The sequence below is a fragment of the Bradyrhizobium australafricanum genome (assembly GCF_020329495.1).
GTDB classification, from domain to species: domain Bacteria; phylum Pseudomonadota; class Alphaproteobacteria; order Rhizobiales; family Xanthobacteraceae; genus Bradyrhizobium; species Bradyrhizobium australafricanum.
Map to the genome: position 1 here is coordinate 25,842 of NZ_JAGKJL010000033.1, position 20,164 is coordinate 46,005.

The following is a 20,164-nucleotide window of genomic DNA, read 5'->3' on the forward strand; positions in this document are numbered from 1 at the left end:
ATACGCCGCGGCCCATGGAAGGGGCACAAGCGGCGTCGGCTTCTCTTACAACTCACTTCGGTGGTTATGGGTCCCGGCCTTCGCCGGGACGACACCGAGTTATTTCGGCACCACCAGCGCATCGACGATCGTGACGCCCTGCCCCTCCGGGTGCACCAGCACCGGATTGACCTCGATCTCGGCGATCTCGCCTCGGTGCTGCGCCGCCAGCACTGAAATCTGCGAGATCAACCGCGCCAGTGCCGCGACATCGGCCTTCGGCGCGCCGCGGAAGCCGTGCAGCAGCGGCGCGGCCTTCAGCGTCTCAAGCATCGTGCTCGCTTCAGCCGGGCTCACCGGCGCGGGGCGATAGACCACGTCCTTGAACAGTTCGGTGGTGATGCCGCCGAGCCCCACCATCACCATCGGCCCGAAGGTCGCGTCCAGCATGGTGCCGATGATGATCTCGACGCCCTTCTTCGCCATCGGCCCGACCAGCACGCCCTGGATTTCAGCGCCCGGCCGCTGCTTCTGCACCGTCTCCAGCATGTCGCGATAGGCCGTGAATGCCGCGCCCTTGGCGGCGATGTTGACGCGGACGCCGCCGACCTCGCTCTTATGCGCGATCGCGGGCGACTGGATCTTCATGACCAGTGGAAATCCGGCGCGCTCGATCGCAGCGTCGAGCCCGTCGCGGTCGGTCACCAGCACCTCATCCGGCAGCGCAATGCCGGCCGCGCGCAGCAGCGATTTGCTGTCATACTCCGACAACGTCTTCGACGTGAGATGCATGGAGAGATCGTGCGCCGGCGACGCTGATGCCGAGATCTCCGGCGCAGGCTCGAAGGCGGCATAGTCCGCCAGCCGCCGCATTGCGACGCCGACATGGGTCAGTCCCGAGAGCACCACCACGCCCGACTTCGCCAGCTCCTGCCGCGCGAATTGCGACGGCAGCGTGTAGGAATAGAACACCACCGGCTTGTTCTGCGCCGCGATCACCGGCTTCAGCTCGGCTTCCTTGAACGGCATCCGCGTCTCGCTCGACAGCGACAGCACGACCAACGTCGCGTCCACTTCATCAGACGTGTCGAACAGCTCGATGCTCTTCTGCAGTCCGCCGGATGACACGCCCTGCGCGGTCACGTCGACCGGATTGCCCGCCGCGCCGTAGGACGGCATCCATTGCTTGATCTGGCTCTGGATCGCGGCTGAAAGCTCCGGCACGCGCAGGCCCTGCATCGAGACGGTATCGGCGCCCCAAATGCCGGCGCCACCGGACACCGTCAGCACCGCGACGCGATCGCCCTTCGGCAGCGGATTGGTGGTCAGAACCGCGGCAATGGTCACGGCCTCGTCGAGGTCGTTGGAGACGATGAAGCCGTATTTCGCGAACACCGCATCATAGGCCGCCGACCAACCCGCCATGCTCGCGGTGTGCGAGGCCGCCGCGCGCTCGCCGGCGCCGGAGCGCCCGACCTTGGTGACGATCACGGGCTTTTTGAGCTCTGCCGCGCGCTTCGCCGCCGCCAAAAACTTGTCGACGTCGCGGATACCCTCGATGAACAGCAAGATCACGTCGGTCGAGGCATCCTGCACCATGTAGTCGAGGAACTCGCCGGCGCCGAGATCGCTCTCATTGCCGGCGCTGACGACATAGCTCAGCGCGACGCCGAGCGCCTTGGCGCGATGATAGATCGCAAAGCCGATGCCGCCGCTCTGCGCGACGATGCCGATCCGCCGCTTGCTGGCGACCAGATCGGGCGCATCCGGCTTGACGTCGACGGTCGGGCTGAAGGTCGCGGCTACCTTCTGCGCCTGGCTGTAAAACCCTTCCGCGTTCGGCCCACTGATCCGCATCCCGGTCCGCTTCGCCAGCGCGACGATCGCATCCTGCATGTCAGCGCTGTCGCCGCCTTCCTCGGCAAAGCCGGACGAGATGATGACGGCGTTCTTCACGCCGGTGGCGGCACACTGCTCCAGCGCCGGCAGCACCGCACGGGCGGGAATGACGATAACGGCAAGATCGATCGGCGCGCCGATCTCGGCAACCGACTTGAAGCACCTCAAGCCGTCGATCTCGTCATAATTCGGGTTGATCGGATAGAGCGCGCCGGGATAGCCGTTCTTGCGCAGCATCGCGAGCAGCCGCCCGGGAATCTTCTCGTGATCGCGCGAGGCGCCGATCAGCGCGATGCTCTTTGGGGCGAAGAAGGTATCGAGCGGATGCGGCATGGGGCGTGTTCCAATTGTTGTTATTGCTCTTGACGATATTGGATCACCGCCGCCGGCTCAACCGCTCTCCCCGCAAGCACCAATCGTTCACCGTCACCCTGAGGTGCGAGCGAAGAGAGCCTCGAAGGGTGCACGGCCACCAGCCGGGCCGTGCACCCTTCGAGACGCGCGTTCCGCGCTCCTCAGGATGACGGGAGAAAGATGCGTAGCGCGGATGCAACGGAGCGCAATCCGGGGGTCGGTCTACCCGCGGAGAGCACAGTCCCGGATTTCGCTCTGCTCTATCCGGGCTACGACGTCACGCCGTCAGCTTGAACGTCACGCCGCAGAGCTGGAACCCGTCGCCCTTCACCGCACAGCCTCTCGCCTTCGCCGCTTCCAGCACCTTCGCTTTGTCGGCGACCTTGAACGTCAGGCCGCTCATGATCTCGCTGTCGCCCTTGACGAAGCGGAAGGTGCTGTTCGGCAGCTTCACCACGGTACCATCGGCGGGAATGCCGATGATCCTGCCCCAATGCGCCGCCAACGCCTCAGGCTCGGGGCTCTGCATCTCGACCTCGGTCAGCGCCAAAGTCGTGTCCTTGCGGATCGACTTCTGCCAGTCGGGGCCAGCCGGCGGGTACGGCCCCAGCACGTCGTCGCTGTCGTCGGTGTGGTTGAACTCGATAAAGGCGGCTCGGCAGTCGCGCGGATGCAGCTGCACGCCGTGATACGGCGCGTGCGTGATCACGTTCGCGGTGCGCACGCCCATCGCGTTGGCCTTGGCGCCGCGCGCGTCGGGATCCTCACAAACGAAGATCGCCATATAGCCCCCGCGGCCACCGGTCTTCTCGATGAAGCGCCCGGCCGCCGTGCCCGGCCCCGGCTGGAACGGCGCGACGACTTCGAGCAGGATGGTATCGACCGGCAGCAGCGCGTTCTCGAGGCCGTATTTCGCAACGTTGCCGTCGCGATAGCAGACGTCGAGGCCCATGATCGCGGAGATGTCCGCGATCACGGGCGCAAGCTGCGGCGCCACCAGGCAGATCTGTCGCAGCCGCATGTACTCGGCCATGGTCTACTGCCCCTGGAAGGTGGGCTTGCGCTTCTCGACGAAGGCTTTTGCCGCTTCCTTGTGGTCCGTGGTCTCGCCGGCACGCGTGTGGTGGATCGCCTCGCCGTCGAAGCAGGCCTCTAGCGTCATGGTCTCGGCGTTGTTGATGTTGCGCTTGATGTAGCCGAGCGCCACCGACGGGCCCTGCGCCAGCGAGCGCGCCAGTTCCAGAGTCTCGGCCTCGACATCGGCATCGGGCACCACCTTGGAAACCATGCCGAGGTTGTAGGCTTCCTGCGCCGACAGCACCGGCGACATCATGTAGAGCTCGCGCGCTTTCGCGCTGCCGAGCATCTTGGTCAGGAAATAGGTGCCGCCGTAGTCGCCGGAGAAGCCGACCTTGGCGAAGGCGGTGGTGATCTTGCAGGAGGCGCTGGCAACGCGAAGGTCGCAGGACAGCGCGATCGAAAGCCCGGCGCCGGCCGCCGCGCCGTCGAGCTGCGCCACCACCGGCTTCGGCATCTGGTGCAGGATGCGCGAGACCTCCATGCCGCGGCGCAGGTTGGCCATCTTGGCCTCGAACGGCAGTGGCGCGCGGCCTTCCGCCATCGACTTGACGTCGCCGCCGACGCAGAAGGTGCCGCCGGCGCCCCGGATCAGCACCGCGCGCACCTCGGTATCGTCCTGCGCCCGCCGCGCCGCCTCGACGAGGCCGCGCGTCATGTCGGGATTGAGCGCGTTGCGCCGATCGGGACGATTCATAGTGATGGTGAGCAGGCCCTTGTCGAGGGATTGGAGGACCATCTGATTATCGCTCATGGCGTTTTGCCTTTCGTTGTTGTTGATTGTTACGGCGTCATTCCGGGATGGTCCGAAGGACCAGACCCGGAATCTCGAGATTCCACAATTCGCAATTGCGAATTGGGATTCGATGCTGCGCATCGCTCCGGAATGACGCTTCGCGTCACTTCTTCACCAGCGGGCAGCGCGACTCCGACAGCGGCTGGAAGGCCTGGTCGCCCGGCACGGTCGCCACCAGCTTGTAGTCGTCCCAGCGGCCCTTCGATTCCGACGGCTTCTTGACCTCGAACAAATACATGTCGTGCACCATACGGCCGTCCTCGCGGATCTTGCCGTTCTTGGTGAACATGTCGTTGATCGGGGTCTCCTTCATCACCTTCATGACGGCGGCTGGATCGGTGGTGCCGGCGGCCTTCACCGCCTTGAGATAGTGCGTCACCGAGGAATAGACGCCGGCCTGTGCCGAAGTCGGCACCCGCTTGGTGCGTTCCATGAAGCGCTTCGTGAAGGCGCGGCTGTCGTCGTTGAGATCCCAGTAGAAGGCTTCCGCCAGCAACAGGCCCTGCGCGGTCTCGAGCCCGACGCTGTCGATGTCGGTGACGAAGGCCAATAGCGGCGACAGTTTCTGGCCGCTCTTGGTGAGGCCGAATTCCGCCGCCTGCTTGATCGCGTTGATGGTGTCGCCGCCGGCATTGGCAAGGCCGATCACCTTGGCCTTCGAGGCCTGCGCCTGCAGCAGGAAGGAGGAGAAGTCCGAGGTGTTGATCGGATGTCGCACGCTGCCGAGCACCTTGCCGCCCGACTTCACCACGACATTGCTGGTGTCCTTTTCCAGGTCCTGGCCGAACGCGTAGTCCGCGGTCAGGAAGAACCAGGTATCGAGACCGGATTTCACCGCGGCAAGGCCGGTCACATTGGCCTGCGCGAAGGTGTCGAACACGTAGTGCACGGTATAGGGGCCGCAGGCCTCGTTGGAGAGGCGGATCGAACCCGGACCGTTGAACATGATGATCTTGTTGCGCGCCTTGGCGATTTCGGCAGCGGCGAGCGCGGTCGCGGATGCCGCGACGTCGAAGATCATCTCGACGCCCTGGTTGTCGATCATGTCGCGGGCGATGTTGGCGGAGAGGTCAGCCTTGTTGAGATGGTCGCCGACCACGATCTCGACCTTGCGGCCAAGCACCTCGCCGCCGAAATCCTCCACCGCCATCTTGGCGGCGGTTTCGCTGCCCGAGCCGGTGATGTCGGCATAGAGGCTCGACATATCGAGGATGCCGCCGAGCTTCAGCGGAGGCTTGTCCTGCGCCAGCGACGCATTCGCCGAGATCGCAAACGCACAGGCCAACACGCCGGCCAAAACTCGTCTCATTCCAATCCTCCCTTGCAGCGCGGACCTCGTTCCATCAGGTCCGTTTCGAGGGCCGGATCATGCCGCATGGCCTGTACTGCAGCAAGCCGCAGCGGCAGCAATCTGTTTTCCGCTAAGCGGAATGAAGCGCCGCGCCGGAGCTTCCGGCTGCGCTGCGATCAGAGATGAAAGTCGGGAACGGTCTGATGGGGCGTTCCCGCCGGCAGGCCGAGGAACAGATACTGCATGCCATAATGTCCGGCGAATGCCGATGCCGTTGCATCCATGATGATGCGACCGCCGAGATCCAGATGCAATTCCGGCCGGGTAATGGCCCCGAGTGTGTAGGCCGGCACGATGGTCTCGTTGATATGCAGGGCGTCGAAGACGGCGGACACCGCCGAAAGCGAGGCCGCATTGCCGGCCAGGTCGACGACATCGGCGCCATTGGCGGCGAAGCTGGTCACCGCCAGCGAGCCGGCGCGATCGGTCGACGACACGATGTGATCGAACACCAGCTTCGAGGAATCGCCGAGCAGCACCGTTGCCGCGGCGTCGTAGATTGCGGTGCCGCCATCGTTCAGCGTCAGGCTCGGCGTGCCGCCATTGACGTGGACCGCCTCGTTGAAGCCGACCGTCAGCTGGACCAGCGAACCCGGCGTCGCGACGCCACCGGAGGGCGTCGCCGTGATTCCGGTGAGATGAGGCGCCGTGGTGTCGAGGGTGAAGGTCAGGTTGGAGGATGCGCTGACATTGCCGGCGGCGTCGACCTCCTGCACCGTGACGGAGTGCATACCATCAGTCGTAAAGACCGGCGCCGCCGTGGAGAAGCCCGACGCGCCGTCGGCCTTGTAGCGCAGCGTGTCGGCCGCATCGAACTTGGTGTAATCGATCAGCGGATTGCTGGTGATGTGGTCGGCGCTGGAGACGCCGGTGTCGCGGTGCAGTGCCAGCGTCGGCGCCGATGGCGCCTTGGTGTCGCCGGTGAAGCTGACCGCATTGCTCGCTCCGCCGGCATTGCCGGCGATGTCGGTGTAGCTCGCCCCGGCAACCGAAAGGTCAGCCGACAGATGGTCGGTGACATCGGCCGTGAAGGTCGCGGTGTAGATATCGTGGCCTGCGCCGGTGATGCCGACATGGACGAGGCTGCCCAGCAGGCCGCCATGGATGGTGACGTCGCCGAGTCCGAAACCTGCGACCGCCTCGGAGAAGGTGAACGTCATCAGCGCGGTGTCGCCGGCGTGCAGCAGGGTGTGATCGGCCGCCACCGATACCGTCGCCGGATGCGTGTCGCCACCGATCGTCGCGGTATTGCTCGCCGCGCCGATATTGCCTGATACGTCGGCATAGCTCGCGGCGGTGACCCGGATCGAGCCCGCCACGACGTCGTTGATATCGGGCGTGAAGGTCGCGGTGTAGACGTCCTGCCCCGACACGTTGAGCCCGACATGGACCAGATTGGTCACCGTGCCACCGGCGACGGCCGTGTCGCCGAGCGCAAAGCCCGCGACCTCTTCGGAGAAGGTGAAGGTGACGGCCGAAGTCTGGCCGGAAAGCACCATGCTTGGGCTCACCGCAACCGACACGGTCGGGGCCCTGGTATCGCCGGTGAAATTGATGGCGTTGCTTGCCGCACCGCCATTGCCGGCGACGTCGGTGTAACCGGACGCTGTGACCTGCACCGAGCCCGCTTCAGTGTTGCTTTCATCCGGCGTGAAAATTGCCGTGTAGACGTCCTGGCCCGATGCGTTGACGCCGACATGGACCAGATTGCCCAACGCCCCGCCATGCACCGTGACGTCACCGAGCGCGAAGCTCGCGATTTGTTCGGAGAAAGTGAACGTCACCAGCGCGGTCTGGCCCGCCAGCAGCGCGTTACGATCCGCCGCGATCGACACCGTCGGCGCCAGCGTATCGCCGCCGATCGTGGCGGTGTTGCTTGCCGCGCCGGCATTGCCGGCCACATCGCTGTAACCGGACGCATTCACCTTCACCGAGCCGGTCTCGGTGTCGCTGACATCGGGCGTGAAGGTCGCGGTGTAGACGTCCTGCCCAGCGCCGTTGAGCCCGACATGCACGAGATTGCTCAGCGCGCCGCCATGGACGGTGATGTCGCCAAGGGCGAAGCCCGACACCGCCTCCGAAAAGGTGAAGGTCGCGACGGAGAGGTCGCCGGCCAGCACCGTGTCGGGATTGAGCGTGACGGAGACCGTCGGCGCCAGCGTGTCACCGGTGAAGTTGATGGCGTTGCTGGCGGCGCCGGCGTTGCCGGCCGTGTCGTTATAGCTCGATGCATTGACCTGCACCGAGCCAGCCTCTGCATTGGTCACGTCGGGCGTGAAGTTCGCGGTGTAGATGTCCTGGCCGGCGCCGTTGACGCCGACATGGACAAGGCTGCCCAGCGCGCCGCCGCTGACGCTGATGTCGCCGAGCGCGAAGCCCGCGACGGCCTCGGAGAAGGTGAAGGTCACGACCGCGGTCTGACCGGCGAGCAGTGTACCATGGTCAGCCGAGACCGATACAGTCGGCGCCTTGGTGTCGCCGCTGAAGCTGATCGTGTTGCTCGACGAGCCGGAATTGCCGGCCGTATCGCTATAGCTCGATGCATTGACCTGCACCGAACCCGCCTCGGTGTTGGTCACGTCAGGCGTGAAGGTCGCGGTGTAGACGTTGTGGCCGGCGCCATCGATGCCGACATGGGTGAAGTTGCCCAGCGAACCGCCCTGGACCGTGACATCATCCAATCCAAAGCCGCTGACGGCCTCGGAGAAGGTGAACGTGACAACCGCGCTATCGCCGGCAACCAGCGTGGTGTGATCGGCTGCAACCGCCACCGTCGGCGCCTTGGTATCACCGGTGAAGCTGATCGCGCTGCTTGCCGCGCCGGCGTTTCCGACGCTGTCGGTATAGCTTGACGCGTTGACCTGCACCGAGCCCGCCTCGGCGTTGGTCACGTCGGGTGTGAAGGTTGCCGTGTATATGTCCTGGTGCGCGGCATTGACGCCGACATGCACGAGGTTGCTCAGCGCGCCGCCGCTCACCGTCGTGTCCGTCAGCGCGAAGCCGGTGACCGCCTCGGAGAAGGTGAAGGTGACGGTCGAGGTCTGCCCGGCCAGCAGCGCGGTCGAGCTCGCCGCAACCGACACGGTCGGCGCGATCGCGTCGATCACGAGATGCAAATCGGTCGCCGCATGGGTCACGTCGGCATCCTGGCCGCCCGGATCCCTGATCGTGCCGCCGTTGAGCGAGAGGCTCTGCACCTGCAAATCAGACGTGCTGTCGCCGTCCTGCACCGTGTAGCTGAACACCAGCGCCTGCGAGCCGCTGCCGCTTAGATAGGTCGCGGCCTTGCCGTCGCTGAGTAGCAACTCGGGCGCGCCGGTCACGCTCACCGTGTTGCTGAAATTGACGGTGATGGTCACGACCTTGCCGGCGTTCAAGATCGTGAGATGATCTGTGGTGTCAGCCGTGACCGAGGCGATGCTCGCCTGTGACCGGATCTCGAGATGCGGAGAGGCCGAGCCGTCGGACGCCAGCATCAGCGAGCCGGCCGAGGCGCCAGCGCCAAAGCTCAGGTTCAGCGAGGCGAGCGTCGTGCCGCTGCCGCTCTTCACCAAGAGCACGCCGTTCGCATAGGACAGCGTCGCCGATGCGTCATAGGCGATGTTGCCGAAGTCGATGGTGTCGCCGCCGGCAAAGCCGGTGATCGACGTGCCAAACGAGGTGCCGGAGAATGCCGCGGTATCGAGCACGAGTTTTTCGGTACTGCCGTCGGTGAAGGCGACCGCGCCGGTTCCCGCCGCGCCGTTCGCCGCCAGCTCGAGGATCGAGCCCTTGATGACGGTACCGCCGGAATAGGTGTTGCGTGCGGACAGCACGAGGCGGCCGCCGCCGGTCACCTCGACATCACCAGGCGTCGCGCCGTCGGAGATCACGCCGCTCTGGGTAACGGTCTCGCCGGCGGCGACATTGAAGACCGGATCGCCCGCGACGGTGATGTTGCGGGTGTGCGTGAACCCATCGGTGAAGCTGATGCCGGTGCCGTCGCCGAGCTTCAGGATGCTGGTGAGCGCGCCGAGATTGACGTTGGCGGAGATCGACACCCGGGTGCCGGCGCCGCTGACCGTGGTATTGCCGGTGTAGGTGTTGTTGCCGCCGAGGATGACGGTGCCGCCGCCGCTGATGGCGAGGCCGCCGACGCCCGCATTGGCGCCGGTGCCGCCATTGCCACTCTGGTCCGCGATGTCGTTGGCGACAGTCAGCGTCTGGCCGCTGCCGGGCGCGAAGCTGAGATCGTTGTTGCCTTGGATGAAAATGCCGGAGCCGAAACCCGAGCCGCTGGCCTGGCCGATGCCGTTGGTGCCGCCCTTGACGGCGCTGAAGCCGGAATCGTTCGACAGCGAGCCGCTCTTGATGGTCAGCGAACCGCCTTGCTGGACGAAAACGTCGCCGCCCGCGCCGAGGCCGCCACCGCCGCCGGGTGCACCGTTGCCGCCGCCGAAACCGCCAACACCGCCGATGCCGCCGCCGCCACCGAACCCGCCATCGCCATTGTAGCCGCCGCCACCGCCGAAGCCGCCATTGCCGCCATCGCCGCCGCCACCACCGAAGCCGCCATTGCCGCCATCAGCCCCGTTGCCGCCGCCGACACCGCCGCCCGGGCCATAGGGTGCGCGGACGCCGCTGCCGATCCACCCCGCCGCGCCGCCGCCACCGCCATTGGCGCCGCCTGCTCCGCCATACCAATAAAGCTCGGTCCCGCCGCCGATCGAGATCAGGTAACCGTCGCTCCCTTTGCCGCCCCCAGCGCTGTTGGGGACAATGCCGGGCGAACCGCTTCTAAAGAGATCACTGTCCGCGCCCTGAGCGCCGAGGCCGATACCGCCACCGCCGCTGCTTCCGCCGCGTCCGCCCATCCCGCCGCCACCGCCGTAGCCGTAGCCGGAGCTGATACTGCCAGTGCCGCCGGCACCGCCGTTGCCGCCGATCGCGGCGCTGTTGTGGAAGGTGACGTTGTCGATGGTGGCGCTGCCGTTCGACGAGACGAACAGCGCGCCGCCGAGCCCGGCGCCACCGCCGCCACCGCCGCGGACGACGCCGCCGCCGGCGGCCACCGTGTTCTGGATGGTCAGGTTCTCGAGATTGACGCTACCCGCATAGACGAAGAAGCCGCGCTGCGCGTTGAGGCCGTCGATCGTATAGGTGCCGCCATGACCGTCGCTGCCGTTGATCGTGACGCTCGATCCGCTCAAGAGATTGAGCGCGTACAGCTCCGACGTCAGGCTGAAGTTCGCCGTGATGTTGATCGTGTAGTTGGCATTCGGCGCGGCGTTCTGCCCGCCGGAATCCATCTGCAGGATCGCCGCGTTGAGCTCGGCGACGTTGGAGACGTTGAAGACGCGCGTCGAGACGATCTGCACGATCGTCCCGCCGTTGGCGTCCTGCGAGAGCTGGAAACTGGCCCCGACGCCGACGCCGGCAAGGGTCAGCGTATCGGTCGTGGTGCCGTTCGAGATCGAGAGCGTGTTGCCGGACAGGCTGACCGTGTTGAGCGACGGATTCTGGGTGTTGTACTGCAGCCCGGTCAGATCGATGAACTGGCCGGGATTGAAGTTCGCGATCGTGTTGGTGAACGCATTGCCGCTCAGCGCGGCATTGTCGATCTTCAGCGTGCCGGCGATGCCGGTCGTGAACGAGATGTTGCCGGTTCCGGCGGCGCCGGCCGCGGTGAGCCACACCGTGCCCGAATAGATCGTCGTGCTTCCGTAGGTGTTGGCGGCATGGCCAAGCACGAGCGTACCGCCGCCGTCGACGCCGAGATTGCCGCTGCCGGTGACGAGGGCGGTGTCGGTGACGGTCTTGCCGTTCGCGATCGACAGGATCGAATTGCCGCTGACCGAGAGCGTGTCGTCGAAAGTGCCGCTCGATGTCAGCGACAGATGCGCGCTGCTCAGACCGAACGTCCCGGTCAGCCCCGCGAGCTGCCCCATCCCGAGCTGCAACGTGCCGGCGCCGGACAGCATGAACGTACCGGAGCCGCCGATCGAGCCGGTGTCGGCGATGGTGCCGGACGAGATGTCGAAGGTGCCGCCATTGGCGGTGACCTGGACGTCGTGGGTGAAGGTGTAGCCGCCGGTCGTGGTCAGCGTACCGCCATTGAGGATCAGCGCGCCGGCCGAGCCGCCGATGTTATTGTCGGCCGTGATCGAGACGATGTTGCCGCCGTCGATCTGGGTACCGCCGACGTAAGTGCTGGCGCCGGTCAACGTCAGCGTGCCGCCGCCGGAGACCTGCAGCTTTCCGCTCGTGCCGGTGCCGCTGATGCCCTTTTCGTCCGCGATTGTGTCGGCGATCGTCAGCGTGGTGACGGTTTGCAAGCCCTGGAACACCGTGGAAACGGTGTGCGTCGGCGTGACGACCATCGTGCCCTGGATGAAGATGTCGCCATAGGCGGCGCCGTTGCCCGCGCCGTTGGCTCCGGTGCCGCCGGTCTCGGTGGCATCCATCAAGGTGCCGCCGATGACGGTCAGCGTGCCGCCTTGTTGAACGAAGATGTCGCCGCCGGCGCCGAATCCGCCGGTGCCGGGCGTGCCGTTCGAACCGCCGCCACCGCCGCCGAAGCCGCCATTGCCGCCGGTATGCGCGTATCCGCTGCCGTTGCCGGAGCCGCCGCCACCGCCGGCGAAACCACCGTTGCCGCCGCCATAAATGCCGCCGCCGCCACCGCCGCCCATGCCGCCGGCGCCGCCGAAGCCGATCAGGGTGCCCGAGGGGCCGCCGCCCACCGAGTTGGCGCCGCCGATACCGCCGCCGCCACCACCGACACCGCCGCCACCACCGCCGCCGCTCGCGCCACCGCCGGCATGTGCGCCGTAGCCTGAACCGCCGTAATTGTCGGCGCCCTGTCCGCCGCCCGCCGCACCTTCGATCGTCGCCGGCGTGCCGCCCGCGGTCTGCGCCCCGGTCGAGGGATGCTGGCTGTCGGAGCCCGCCTCGCTGTAACCGCTGCCGCCATTGCCGTGATAGCCGTAATAGTCCTGGCCGCCGAAGCCGCCGCCACCACCACCGCCGCCATTGCCGCTGCCGCCATCGGCACCGATGCCGCCGCCACCGCCGCCGCCGGCCGGATCGACCACGCCGCCATCGCCGCCCTTGGCCGTGTTGCTGCCGAAATTGACGTTGTTGAGCGTGACGTCGGCGTTCTGTCCGACGAACAGGCCGCCGCCGAGGCCCGCGCCGCCGCCGCCACCGCCGACCCCGCCATTGCCGCCGCTAGCCACAGCATTGATGATGGTGAGGTTCTTGAACGTCACCGTGCCGGATGTGACGACGAAGCCCTGGTAGCCGCGCGCATCGATGACGTCGCTATAGTCCTGGCCGCCGAGCTGATTGTTGTAGTCGGAGTTGCCGTCGAAGGTCAGCGTTGAGCCGTTCATCAGATTGATGGCCGGCGGATCGTCCAGCAATTGCAGCGTGCGCGCGCCGGACGAGAGCGAGAAGTTGATGACGTAATCGGTGTTGGCCGCGGCCAGACCACCGCCGACGCTGATCGCCGAGATCGCGTTGTAGAGCTGGAGATAATCGTGCAGCGGATCGCTGGTCGTCAGCGTCAGAACAACGGGATTCGACACAAGGACCTCGGCAATATGCGTGAGCGACCGCAACCGGTCGCCTTTCAAAAAATTGCCGAATAGTTACCTTGCGCCGCAAGTCATTGGCAACAATGACGAATTCTCATTCCGCGCACGGAGTTGCGATCATGAATGGGTAAGGTTGACGCGTGTGAGAGCCGCCCGGCGCACGATCGGACGGCAATTTTCGTCACGAGAAGGGCCGCTGAAGACGAGTTCGTCTCGCGACAGGCACGCATTGATGTGAAACACCAATTTCGCCTGTGCACGCGATGAGAAGCGCCGCAGAAAAATTGACCACCGAATCAACGATGGCATCCCTCGATGCGATTTCGCTTCGCTTGAGGTGGCTCTGAAGCGATCTTTCCGTCAGACTGTCCTTGTTGGCGACCACGCTCCGAGCGGAGCGCGCCGGAGTCACGAGTGCCGCATGACGCCTCCACGCGAAAGAGCATGGCGTCGCCGTCCGTGGGCGGTGATGATGACAGCATGCGTCCTCGCGATCGGCGCGTGCAGCGGACGCGCCGAAGCGGGTGGATGCAATTTCGAGATTCAGGGCGAGGGTCGCGTCGCCGCCATCGTCGATGCGCGCAGCCTGCGGCTCGACGACGGCCGTGAGATCAAGCTCACCGGTATCGAGGTGGCCGACAAGGCGAAGACCATCGCTGCACTGACGGCGCTGCTGGTCGGCCGCGAGGTGACGTTGCGCGGACAGGATGACACGCCGGACCGCTATGGCCGGCAGCCGGCCTACGCATTCCTCGAAGGCAGTGAGAAGCCCGTGCAAAGCGAGCTGCTGCGCCAGGGCCTCGCTGTGGCGTCATCCGAGGTCGCCCACAAGGACTGTGCTGCGGCGCTGATGGCGGCCGAGGCCGAGGCAAGGGCCGCCCGATCGGGAACCTGGGCCGAGGCCACCGTCATAAAAAACGCCGAAAGTTCCGCCGATATTTTGACCGGGATCGGGCGTTTTACAGTGGTCGAGGGCAGGGTTTTGTCCGTGCGTCAGGCGGGCGCGACGACCTACCTGAATTTCGGTCGAAACTGGACTCAGGACTTTGCCGCGACTATTTCAAGGCGCATAGTCCCTGCGTTCGAGGCGGCCGGGCTTACGCCCAAGTCTCTGGAAAATCGTAAGATTCGTGTACGAGGCTGGGTGGAAGCACGACGTGGGCCGCGAATCGAACTGCTCCGGGTGGGGCAGCTTGAAGTGCTCGGCGGGAACTAGAGGCCCAAGGGACTCAAGAAACCCAGGGGCCCTGCCCCGGTCTTTTTACGGGACAATTTGTGAGTTTTTGACGTGATTGAGCGCGCAGGACGGCGTGAAGAGGGGACTGGCCGCCGCCTTTTGGCTGCGCCGGCGCTCGTCTGCGCCGCCCTGACGCTGTCGGCCTGTGGCAATGTCGGCCGGTTCGAGCAGGCCACACCCACGGCAGCGGTGGCGCCGGTAAAGCCGAACCGCGTGGTGCAGCAGACGCCCACGAGCGAACGCGAGCATGAGCGCATCCTGTCGTCCTATGGCGGCGCCTATGACGACCCGAAGCTCGAGGCCCTGATCAGCAAGACCGTCGAGCGGCTGGTCGCCGCCTCCGAACGGCCCGACCAGGCCTACAAGGTCACGATCCTCAATTCCGGCGCGGTCAACGCCTTCGCGCTGCCGACCGGCCAGCTCTATGTCACGCGCGGCCTGATTGCGCTCGCCAGCGACACCTCCGAGCTCTCCTCGGTGCTGAGCCACGAGATGGCGCATGTGCTGGCCAAGCACGCGGCGATGCGCGAGGACCAGGCCCGCCAGGCGGCGGTGGTGACGCGCGTCGTCACCGACATGAGCACCGATCCCGACCTCACCGCGCTGGCGCTCGCCAAGACCAAGCTGACGATGGCGAGCTTCTCGCGGCAGCAGGAGTTCGAGGCCGACGGCATCGGCGTCGGGATCGCCGCCCGTGCGCATTTCGATCCCTACGGCGCGGCGCGCTTCCTGACCGCGATGGAGCGCAATGCGGCGCTCAAGATCGGCAAGACCGCGCTCGATCCGCGCGCGCAGGACTTCACCTCGTCGCATCCGGCGACGCCCGAACGCATCAACAACGCGCAGACCACCGCACGGCAATACTCATCGCCCGAGAGCAACGAGCGCGATCGCGAGACTTATCTCGCCGCGATCGACAACATCGTCTATGGCGAGGATCCCAGCGAAGGCTTCGTGCGCGGCCGCCGCTTCCTGCATCCCAAGCTCGGCTTCACCTTCACCGCGCCCGATAATTTCACGCTCGACAACACCGCGCAGGCGGTGATCGGCGTGCGCGAGGGCGGCAGCCAGGCGATGCGCTTCGACGTGGTGCGGGTGCCGGCCGAGCAGTCGCTCGGCGATTACCTGAATTCGGGCTGGATGGAAGGCGTCGAGAAGTCATCGACCGAGGACCTCAACATCAACGGCTTTCCGGCGGCGTCGGCCACCGCCCATGGCGACCAGTGGCAGTTCAAGGTCTATGCGCTGCGCTTCGGCAGCGACGTCTACCGCTTCATCTTCGCCGCCAAGCAGAAGTCCACCGAGAGCGAGCGCAACGCGCGCGAGACCGTCAATTCGTTCCGCCGCCTGACGCTCGACGAGATCCAGGCCGCGCGGCCGCTGCGCATCAAGGTCATCAACGTGCAGCCCGGCGACACCGTGGAATCGCTGTCGCACCGCATGTCCGGCGTCGACCACCCGGCCGAGCGCTTCCGCGTGCTCAACGGCCTCGACGCCCACGCCCAGGTCAAGCCGCGCGACCGCGTCAAGATCGTGGTGGATTGAGACAGCAAGAAAACGTGACCCGTAGCCCGGATGAAGCGAAGCGCAATCCGGGACGTGTATTCGTGGAAGGAAAGTCCCGGATTACGCTGCGCTCCATCCGGGCTACTAGGAATACTACTTCGCCTTCTCCTTGAGGAAGGCAATGATGTCGGCCCGATCCTTCGGATCCTGAACCTCGTAGAACATCTTGGTGCCCGGAACCATCGTGTCCGGACCGGTGAGCCATTTGTCGAGATTTTGCTCGGTCCACACGATCTTCGAGTTCTTCAGCGCCGGCGAGTAGTCGTAGCCTGCGACGGAGCCGGCGAGGCGGCCGACGACACCCTTGTGCATCGGGCCGACGTCGTTCTTGTCGATCGAGTGGCAATCGCCGCAGCCCTTGTACAGCGTGGCGCCGCGCGCCGCATCTCCCGCGGCACGGGCGCTGTTCAGGGCGAGCAGAATCGCGATGGCCGCCATCGCGGCAATTTTGGCTTGCCGCGGCGCCAGCACGCCTGCGATCGAACGAATGGTCATTCCCGGGGCTCTCCTGTTTGCCACCACAACGGGAGCAGCCATGCCGCGATTCTATTCCCTGAAATGTCGCGCGCTCGCGCCGCCGACGACTGACGAAGATTTTTGAGCCAACCGGGAATTTCCCCGCGCGCCGCCGATCTCTATCGAAAGCTGCCACCTCCGCAGCGGCGCCGGGCTATTGGAGCCTCCCCAGTGTTTCAGAATCGGTTCGGCGCCGTCGCTCGACTTGCCGAACTCGGGTGCGTGCTTGCTGCGCTCACACTCGCAGCAGCCACCGCCGCGCGCGCGGACGGCTGTCCCAAGCCGGGCGACGAAATCGCGACCGACCGGCCCGACGTCACCAATTCGAGTATCGTCGTGCCGGTCGGAAGCCTGCAGAACGAGAACGGCATCAACCTGACCGGCCGCAGCAGTGGTCGCAGTATCGACGGCAGCAACAGCCGCTGGCGGCTCGGGATTGCGCCTTGCCTCGAAGTGCTGGTCGACCTGCCGAGCTATGTCGGCACTGTGAAGTCGCCCGGCGTCTCGGGCTTTTCCGACGTCGCGCCGGGGATCAAATGGCAGATCAGCCCGCTGCCGGGGAAGCTCGACCTCTCGATCACAGCCGGCGTCGCGCTGCCGACGGGCGCTGCCGAAATCGCCGGGCGCGGCGCGCAGCCCTACATCCAATTGCCGTGGTCATGGGAGCTGCATGACGGCTGGGGCGTCAGCGGCATGTTCACGGAATTCTTCCGTCCCGCCGAGCCGACCGGCCGGCACATGTCGGAAGCGACCTTCGTGATCGAGAAGAAGCTGACCGAGCGGATCAGCGTGTTCACCGAATATGTCGGCGACTATCCCGACGGCGCGCGGCCGACCCAGCTCATCAACTCCGGCGGCCTGTACCAGATCACGCCGACCCAGCAGGTCGACTTCCATGTCGCGTTCGGACTCAACCGCAACTCACCGACCTACATCGTCGGCCTGGGGTACTCGTTCCGCGTCGACGGGCTGTTTCGCTAGCCCACCTCCCCTTGAAAAGGGGAGGTCGCTTTGCTCGCCAGAGCAAAGCAGGTGGGGATCTGCTCTCTCCGCTTGCAGCGGAGCCTGTGGCTGACCCCCATCCCAACCTTCCCCCTTTCAGGGGGAAGGAGAAGAGCTCAACCCTCGGCTTCGCGCAATCCGCTCAGCCACAGCGCCAGCAGCGTCCACACCGCGCCCGACAACAGGTAGGCGCCGGCCGAGATCAGGCCGAAATGCGTCGCCAGCAGCAGCGCCGCGAGCGGCGCGAAGCCGGCACCGAACAGCCAGGCTAAATCCGAGGTCAGTGCCGAGGCCGTGTAGCGATAGTTGCGCGCGAAGCTCGAGGCGATCGCGCCCGACGACTGGCCGAACGACAGGCCGAGCAGCACGAAGCCGAGCACCATGTACACCGTTTCGCCGAACGCCCCGGCGTCGAGCAGCTGCGGCGCGAACCCGCTATACACCGCGATCGCGACCGCCGAGCCCAGCAGCAGCGGCTTGCGGCCGACGCGGTCGGCGATCATGCCGGAGGCGACGATCGCGACGACGCCGACCATGGCGCCGATCATCTCGATGATCAGGAAGCGCACCGGGCTTTCCTTGGTGAACAGGAACACCCAGGACAGCGGAAACACTGTGACCATGTGGAACAGCGCAAAGCTCGCCAGCGGCGCGAAGGCGCCGAGCAGGATGTTGCGGCCCTCCTGCGCGATGGTCTCGCCGACCCGCGCCGGCTCCAGATCGCGGCTTTCGAACAGCTCGGAATATTCATCCGTCGCCACCATGCGCAGCCGCGCGAACAGCGCCACCACGTTGATCGCGAAGGCGACGAAGAACGGATAGCGCCAGCCCCAGTCGAAGAAATCATCCGCCGAGAGGTTGCCGGCGAAGAAGGCGAACAGCGCGCTGGCCACGATCAGCCCGAGCGGCGCGCCGAGCTGCGGCACCATCGCGTACCAGCCGCGGCGATGCGCCGGCGAATTCATCGCCAGCAGCGAGGCAAGGCCGTCCCAGGCGCCGCCCCAGGCGATGCCCTGCAGCACGCGCGCGGCGGCCAACAGCCAGATCGCCGCGACGCCGATCGTGTCGTAGCCGGGCAGGAAGGCGAGCGCGACCGTTGCGGTGCCGAGCAGGAACAGCGCGATGACGAGCTTGGCGCCCTTGCCGTGGCGGCGGTCGACCGCCATGAAGATGACGGTGCCTAGCGGCCGCGCGGCGAACGCCAGCGCAAAAATGCCGAAAGAATAGAGCGTGCCGGTCAGTTCATTGACGAACGGAAACACCAGCTTCGGGAACACGATGACCGAGGCGATCGCATAGACGAAGAAGTCGAAGAATTCCGACGTGCGTCCGATGATGACGCCGATGGCGATTTCGCCGGGTTTCGCCTGCCCGTGACCTGATGCGGTCGGGGTGCCGTGAGCCATTGCTGGGGCTTGTGCCATCGCCAGAGAACCGTCCTTTTCAGCATGATCCAACCGGTTTTCCGAACAGACCGTGCTCAAACGAGAAGTGAGGCCACGGGCAGATTGCCACGCGGTCCACCTCACCTTCTGACCTTCCATCCCGCAGTGCAACATTGGACAAATTGTCCAATGTGAACTTTGCTGCATCGCAGCTACCCCTTGGCGGAACTCATAAAATTCAAGTGGGGTGAGCCGTGCGCGCCTTGAAATTATTGGCCTTATTGCCGTTCGCGGCGCTCCTTGGCGGGTGCGATTTCGTCGTCCTGGCGCCTGCCGGCGACATCGCCGCCCAGCAGCGCGACCTCGTCGTCATCTCGACCGTGCTGATGCTCATCATCGTGCTTCCGGTGATGGCGCTGACCGTGTTCTTCGCCTGGCGCTACCGACAGTCGAACACCGCGGCTCCCTATGAGCCGGAGTGGGATCACTCCACCCAGCTCGAGCTCGTGATCTGGTCGGCGCCGCTGCTGATCATCATTTGCCTCGGCGCGCTGACCTGGATGGGCACCCATCTGCTCGATCCCTACCGCTCGCTCGGCCGCATCGCCGCCGACAAGCCGATCGAGAGCAAGGACGCCCCGCTCAATGTCGAGGTGGTCGCGCTCGACTGGAAGTGGCTGTTCATCTACCCGGACTACGGCGTCGCCGCCGTCAACGAGCTCGCAGCTCCGGTCGACCGCCCGATCCGCTTCCGCATCACGGCGTCCTCCGTGATGAACTCGTTCTATATCCCCGCGCTTGCCGGCCAGATCTACGCCATGCCCGGCATGGAGACCAAGCTGCACGCGGTCGCCAACAAGGAAGGCACCTATCGCGGCTTCTCCGCCAATTACAGCGGCGCCGGCTTCTCCGGCATGCACTTCGACTTCAAGAGCCTGTCTGGCGCCGATTTCGACAAGTGGATCGCCACCGCCAAGACCAGCGCCAATATGCTCGGCCGCACCGACTATCTGCAGCTCGAGCGTCCGAGCCAGAACGATCCGGTCCGGCTCTACCGCTCGGTCGACCGCGATCTCTACAAGGCGGTCCTCAACATGTGCGTCGAGCCCGGCAAGATGTGCATGAGCGAGATGATGGCGATCGACGCCAAGGGCGGCCTCGGCCGCGAAGGCTTCAACAACACACTGCCGCTGACCTACGACAAATACGCCCGCCGCGGCGCGCCGCTCGGCTCTGAGCCGACCTTCGTCGCCGGCATCTGTTCGATGGACGAGATCAAGGACGCGCCGTCGCACGAGATCACCGCGCCGCTCGACCTGACGCCGCTGCGCGGCTTCGGGCTGAAGCGCCCACCGTTCTCGCCCGCGCATCCGTCGTCGACATCCTTGCTGCTCGGTCAGCGTCCGAAATCAGAGTCCTGAGGAG

Annotated in this window: 11 protein-coding genes; 4 read left to right on the forward strand and 7 right to left on the reverse strand. The window is 65.7% G+C overall.

Annotation, left to right across the window (positions count from 1 at the left end; genetic code table 11):
* Nucleotides 1-99 precede the first annotated feature (99 nt).
* The 5 genes from J6525_RS26550 to J6525_RS47290 all read right to left on the reverse strand — a co-directional run bounded on the left by J6525_RS26550 (nucleotide 100) and on the right by J6525_RS47290 (nucleotide 13,024).
* Nucleotides 100-2,211, reverse strand: a complete 2,112-nt coding sequence (locus tag J6525_RS26550; RefSeq protein ID WP_225646878.1) for an acetate--CoA ligase family protein — start codon at nucleotides 2,209-2,211, stop codon at nucleotides 100-102.
* Nucleotides 2,212-2,509: 298 nt separating this feature from the next.
* Entirely contained in the window at nucleotides 2,510-3,265 is a 756-nt protein-coding gene (locus tag J6525_RS26555) for a VOC family protein (RefSeq protein ID WP_092083163.1), read from the reverse strand.
* Nucleotides 3,266-3,268: 3 nt separating this feature from the next.
* Nucleotides 3,269-4,063, reverse strand: coding sequence for an enoyl-CoA hydratase (locus J6525_RS26560; RefSeq protein WP_028336217.1), 795 nt, complete (start codon nucleotides 4,061-4,063; stop codon nucleotides 3,269-3,271).
* Between the two features lie 145 nt (nucleotides 4,064-4,208).
* Entirely contained in the window at nucleotides 4,209-5,414 is a 1,206-nt protein-coding gene (locus tag J6525_RS26565; RefSeq protein ID WP_225646879.1) for an ABC transporter substrate-binding protein, read from the reverse strand.
* A gap of 158 nt (nucleotides 5,415-5,572) precedes the next feature.
* The gene (locus J6525_RS47290) at nucleotides 5,573-13,024 is read right to left on the reverse strand and encodes an Ig-like domain-containing protein (RefSeq protein WP_312009833.1); all 7,452 of its coding nucleotides are present in this window, start codon (nucleotides 13,022-13,024) and stop codon (nucleotides 5,573-5,575) included.
* Between the two features lie 478 nt (nucleotides 13,025-13,502).
* On the opposite strand from J6525_RS47290, the gene J6525_RS26595 reads away from it, so the two are divergent.
* Complete coding sequence (locus tag J6525_RS26595; protein ID WP_225646916.1) at nucleotides 13,503-14,249, forward strand: thermonuclease family protein; 747 nt, start codon at nucleotides 13,503-13,505, stop codon at nucleotides 14,247-14,249.
* Nucleotides 14,250-14,321: 72 nt separating this feature from the next.
* Nucleotides 14,322-15,815 (forward strand): M48 family metalloprotease, encoded by a 1,494-nt coding sequence (locus tag J6525_RS26600; protein WP_225646882.1) that lies wholly within the window; start codon nucleotides 14,322-14,324, stop codon nucleotides 15,813-15,815.
* 114 nt (nucleotides 15,816-15,929) lie between these two features.
* On the opposite strand, the gene J6525_RS26605 is transcribed toward J6525_RS26600, so the two are convergent.
* Nucleotides 15,930-16,331 carry a c-type cytochrome gene (locus tag J6525_RS26605; protein WP_225646883.1) on the reverse strand — a complete coding sequence of 134 codons (402 nt, stop codon included), beginning with the start codon at nucleotides 16,329-16,331 and terminating at the stop codon, nucleotides 15,930-15,932.
* Between the two features lie 192 nt (nucleotides 16,332-16,523).
* Here J6525_RS26605 and J6525_RS26610 point away from each other — a divergent pair, with 192 nt between their 5' ends.
* Nucleotides 16,524-17,333, forward strand: coding sequence for a transporter (locus tag J6525_RS26610; protein ID WP_225646884.1), 810 nt, complete (start codon nucleotides 16,524-16,526; stop codon nucleotides 17,331-17,333).
* A gap of 137 nt (nucleotides 17,334-17,470) precedes the next feature.
* Here the strand turns inward: J6525_RS26610 and J6525_RS26615 are convergent, their stop codons facing one another.
* Nucleotides 17,471-18,760: an MFS transporter gene (locus J6525_RS26615; protein WP_168858674.1), complete on the reverse strand. Its 1,290-nt coding sequence runs from the start codon at nucleotides 18,758-18,760 to the stop codon at nucleotides 17,471-17,473.
* Nucleotides 18,761-18,993: 233 nt separating this feature from the next.
* On the opposite strand from J6525_RS26615, the gene cyoA reads away from it, so the two are divergent.
* Nucleotides 18,994-20,160: a ubiquinol oxidase subunit II gene (gene cyoA / locus J6525_RS26620; protein ID WP_225646885.1), complete on the forward strand. Its 1,167-nt coding sequence runs from the start codon at nucleotides 18,994-18,996 to the stop codon at nucleotides 20,158-20,160.
* Nucleotides 20,161-20,164: the final 4 nt, after the last annotated feature.

Coding starts and splice junctions, on each gene's coding strand:
- J6525_RS26565 (WP_225646879.1), bottom strand. CDS start 5,414: ATGAGACGAGTTTTGGCCGGCGTGTTGGCCTGTGCGTTTGCGATCTCG.
- J6525_RS26550 (WP_225646878.1), bottom strand. CDS start 2,211: ATGCCGCATCCGCTCGATACCTTCTTCGCCCCAAAGAGCATCGCGCTG.
- J6525_RS26605 (WP_225646883.1), bottom strand. CDS start 16,331: ATGACCATTCGTTCGATCGCAGGCGTGCTGGCGCCGCGGCAAGCCAAA.
- J6525_RS26615 (WP_168858674.1), bottom strand. CDS start 18,760: ATGGCTCACGGCACCCCGACCGCATCAGGTCACGGGCAGGCGAAACCC.
- J6525_RS26555 (WP_092083163.1), bottom strand. CDS start 3,265: ATGGCCGAGTACATGCGGCTGCGACAGATCTGCCTGGTGGCGCCGCAG.
- J6525_RS26595 (WP_225646916.1), top strand. CDS start 13,503: ATGATGACAGCATGCGTCCTCGCGATCGGCGCGTGCAGCGGACGCGCC.
- J6525_RS26560 (WP_028336217.1), bottom strand. CDS start 4,063: ATGAGCGATAATCAGATGGTCCTCCAATCCCTCGACAAGGGCCTGCTC.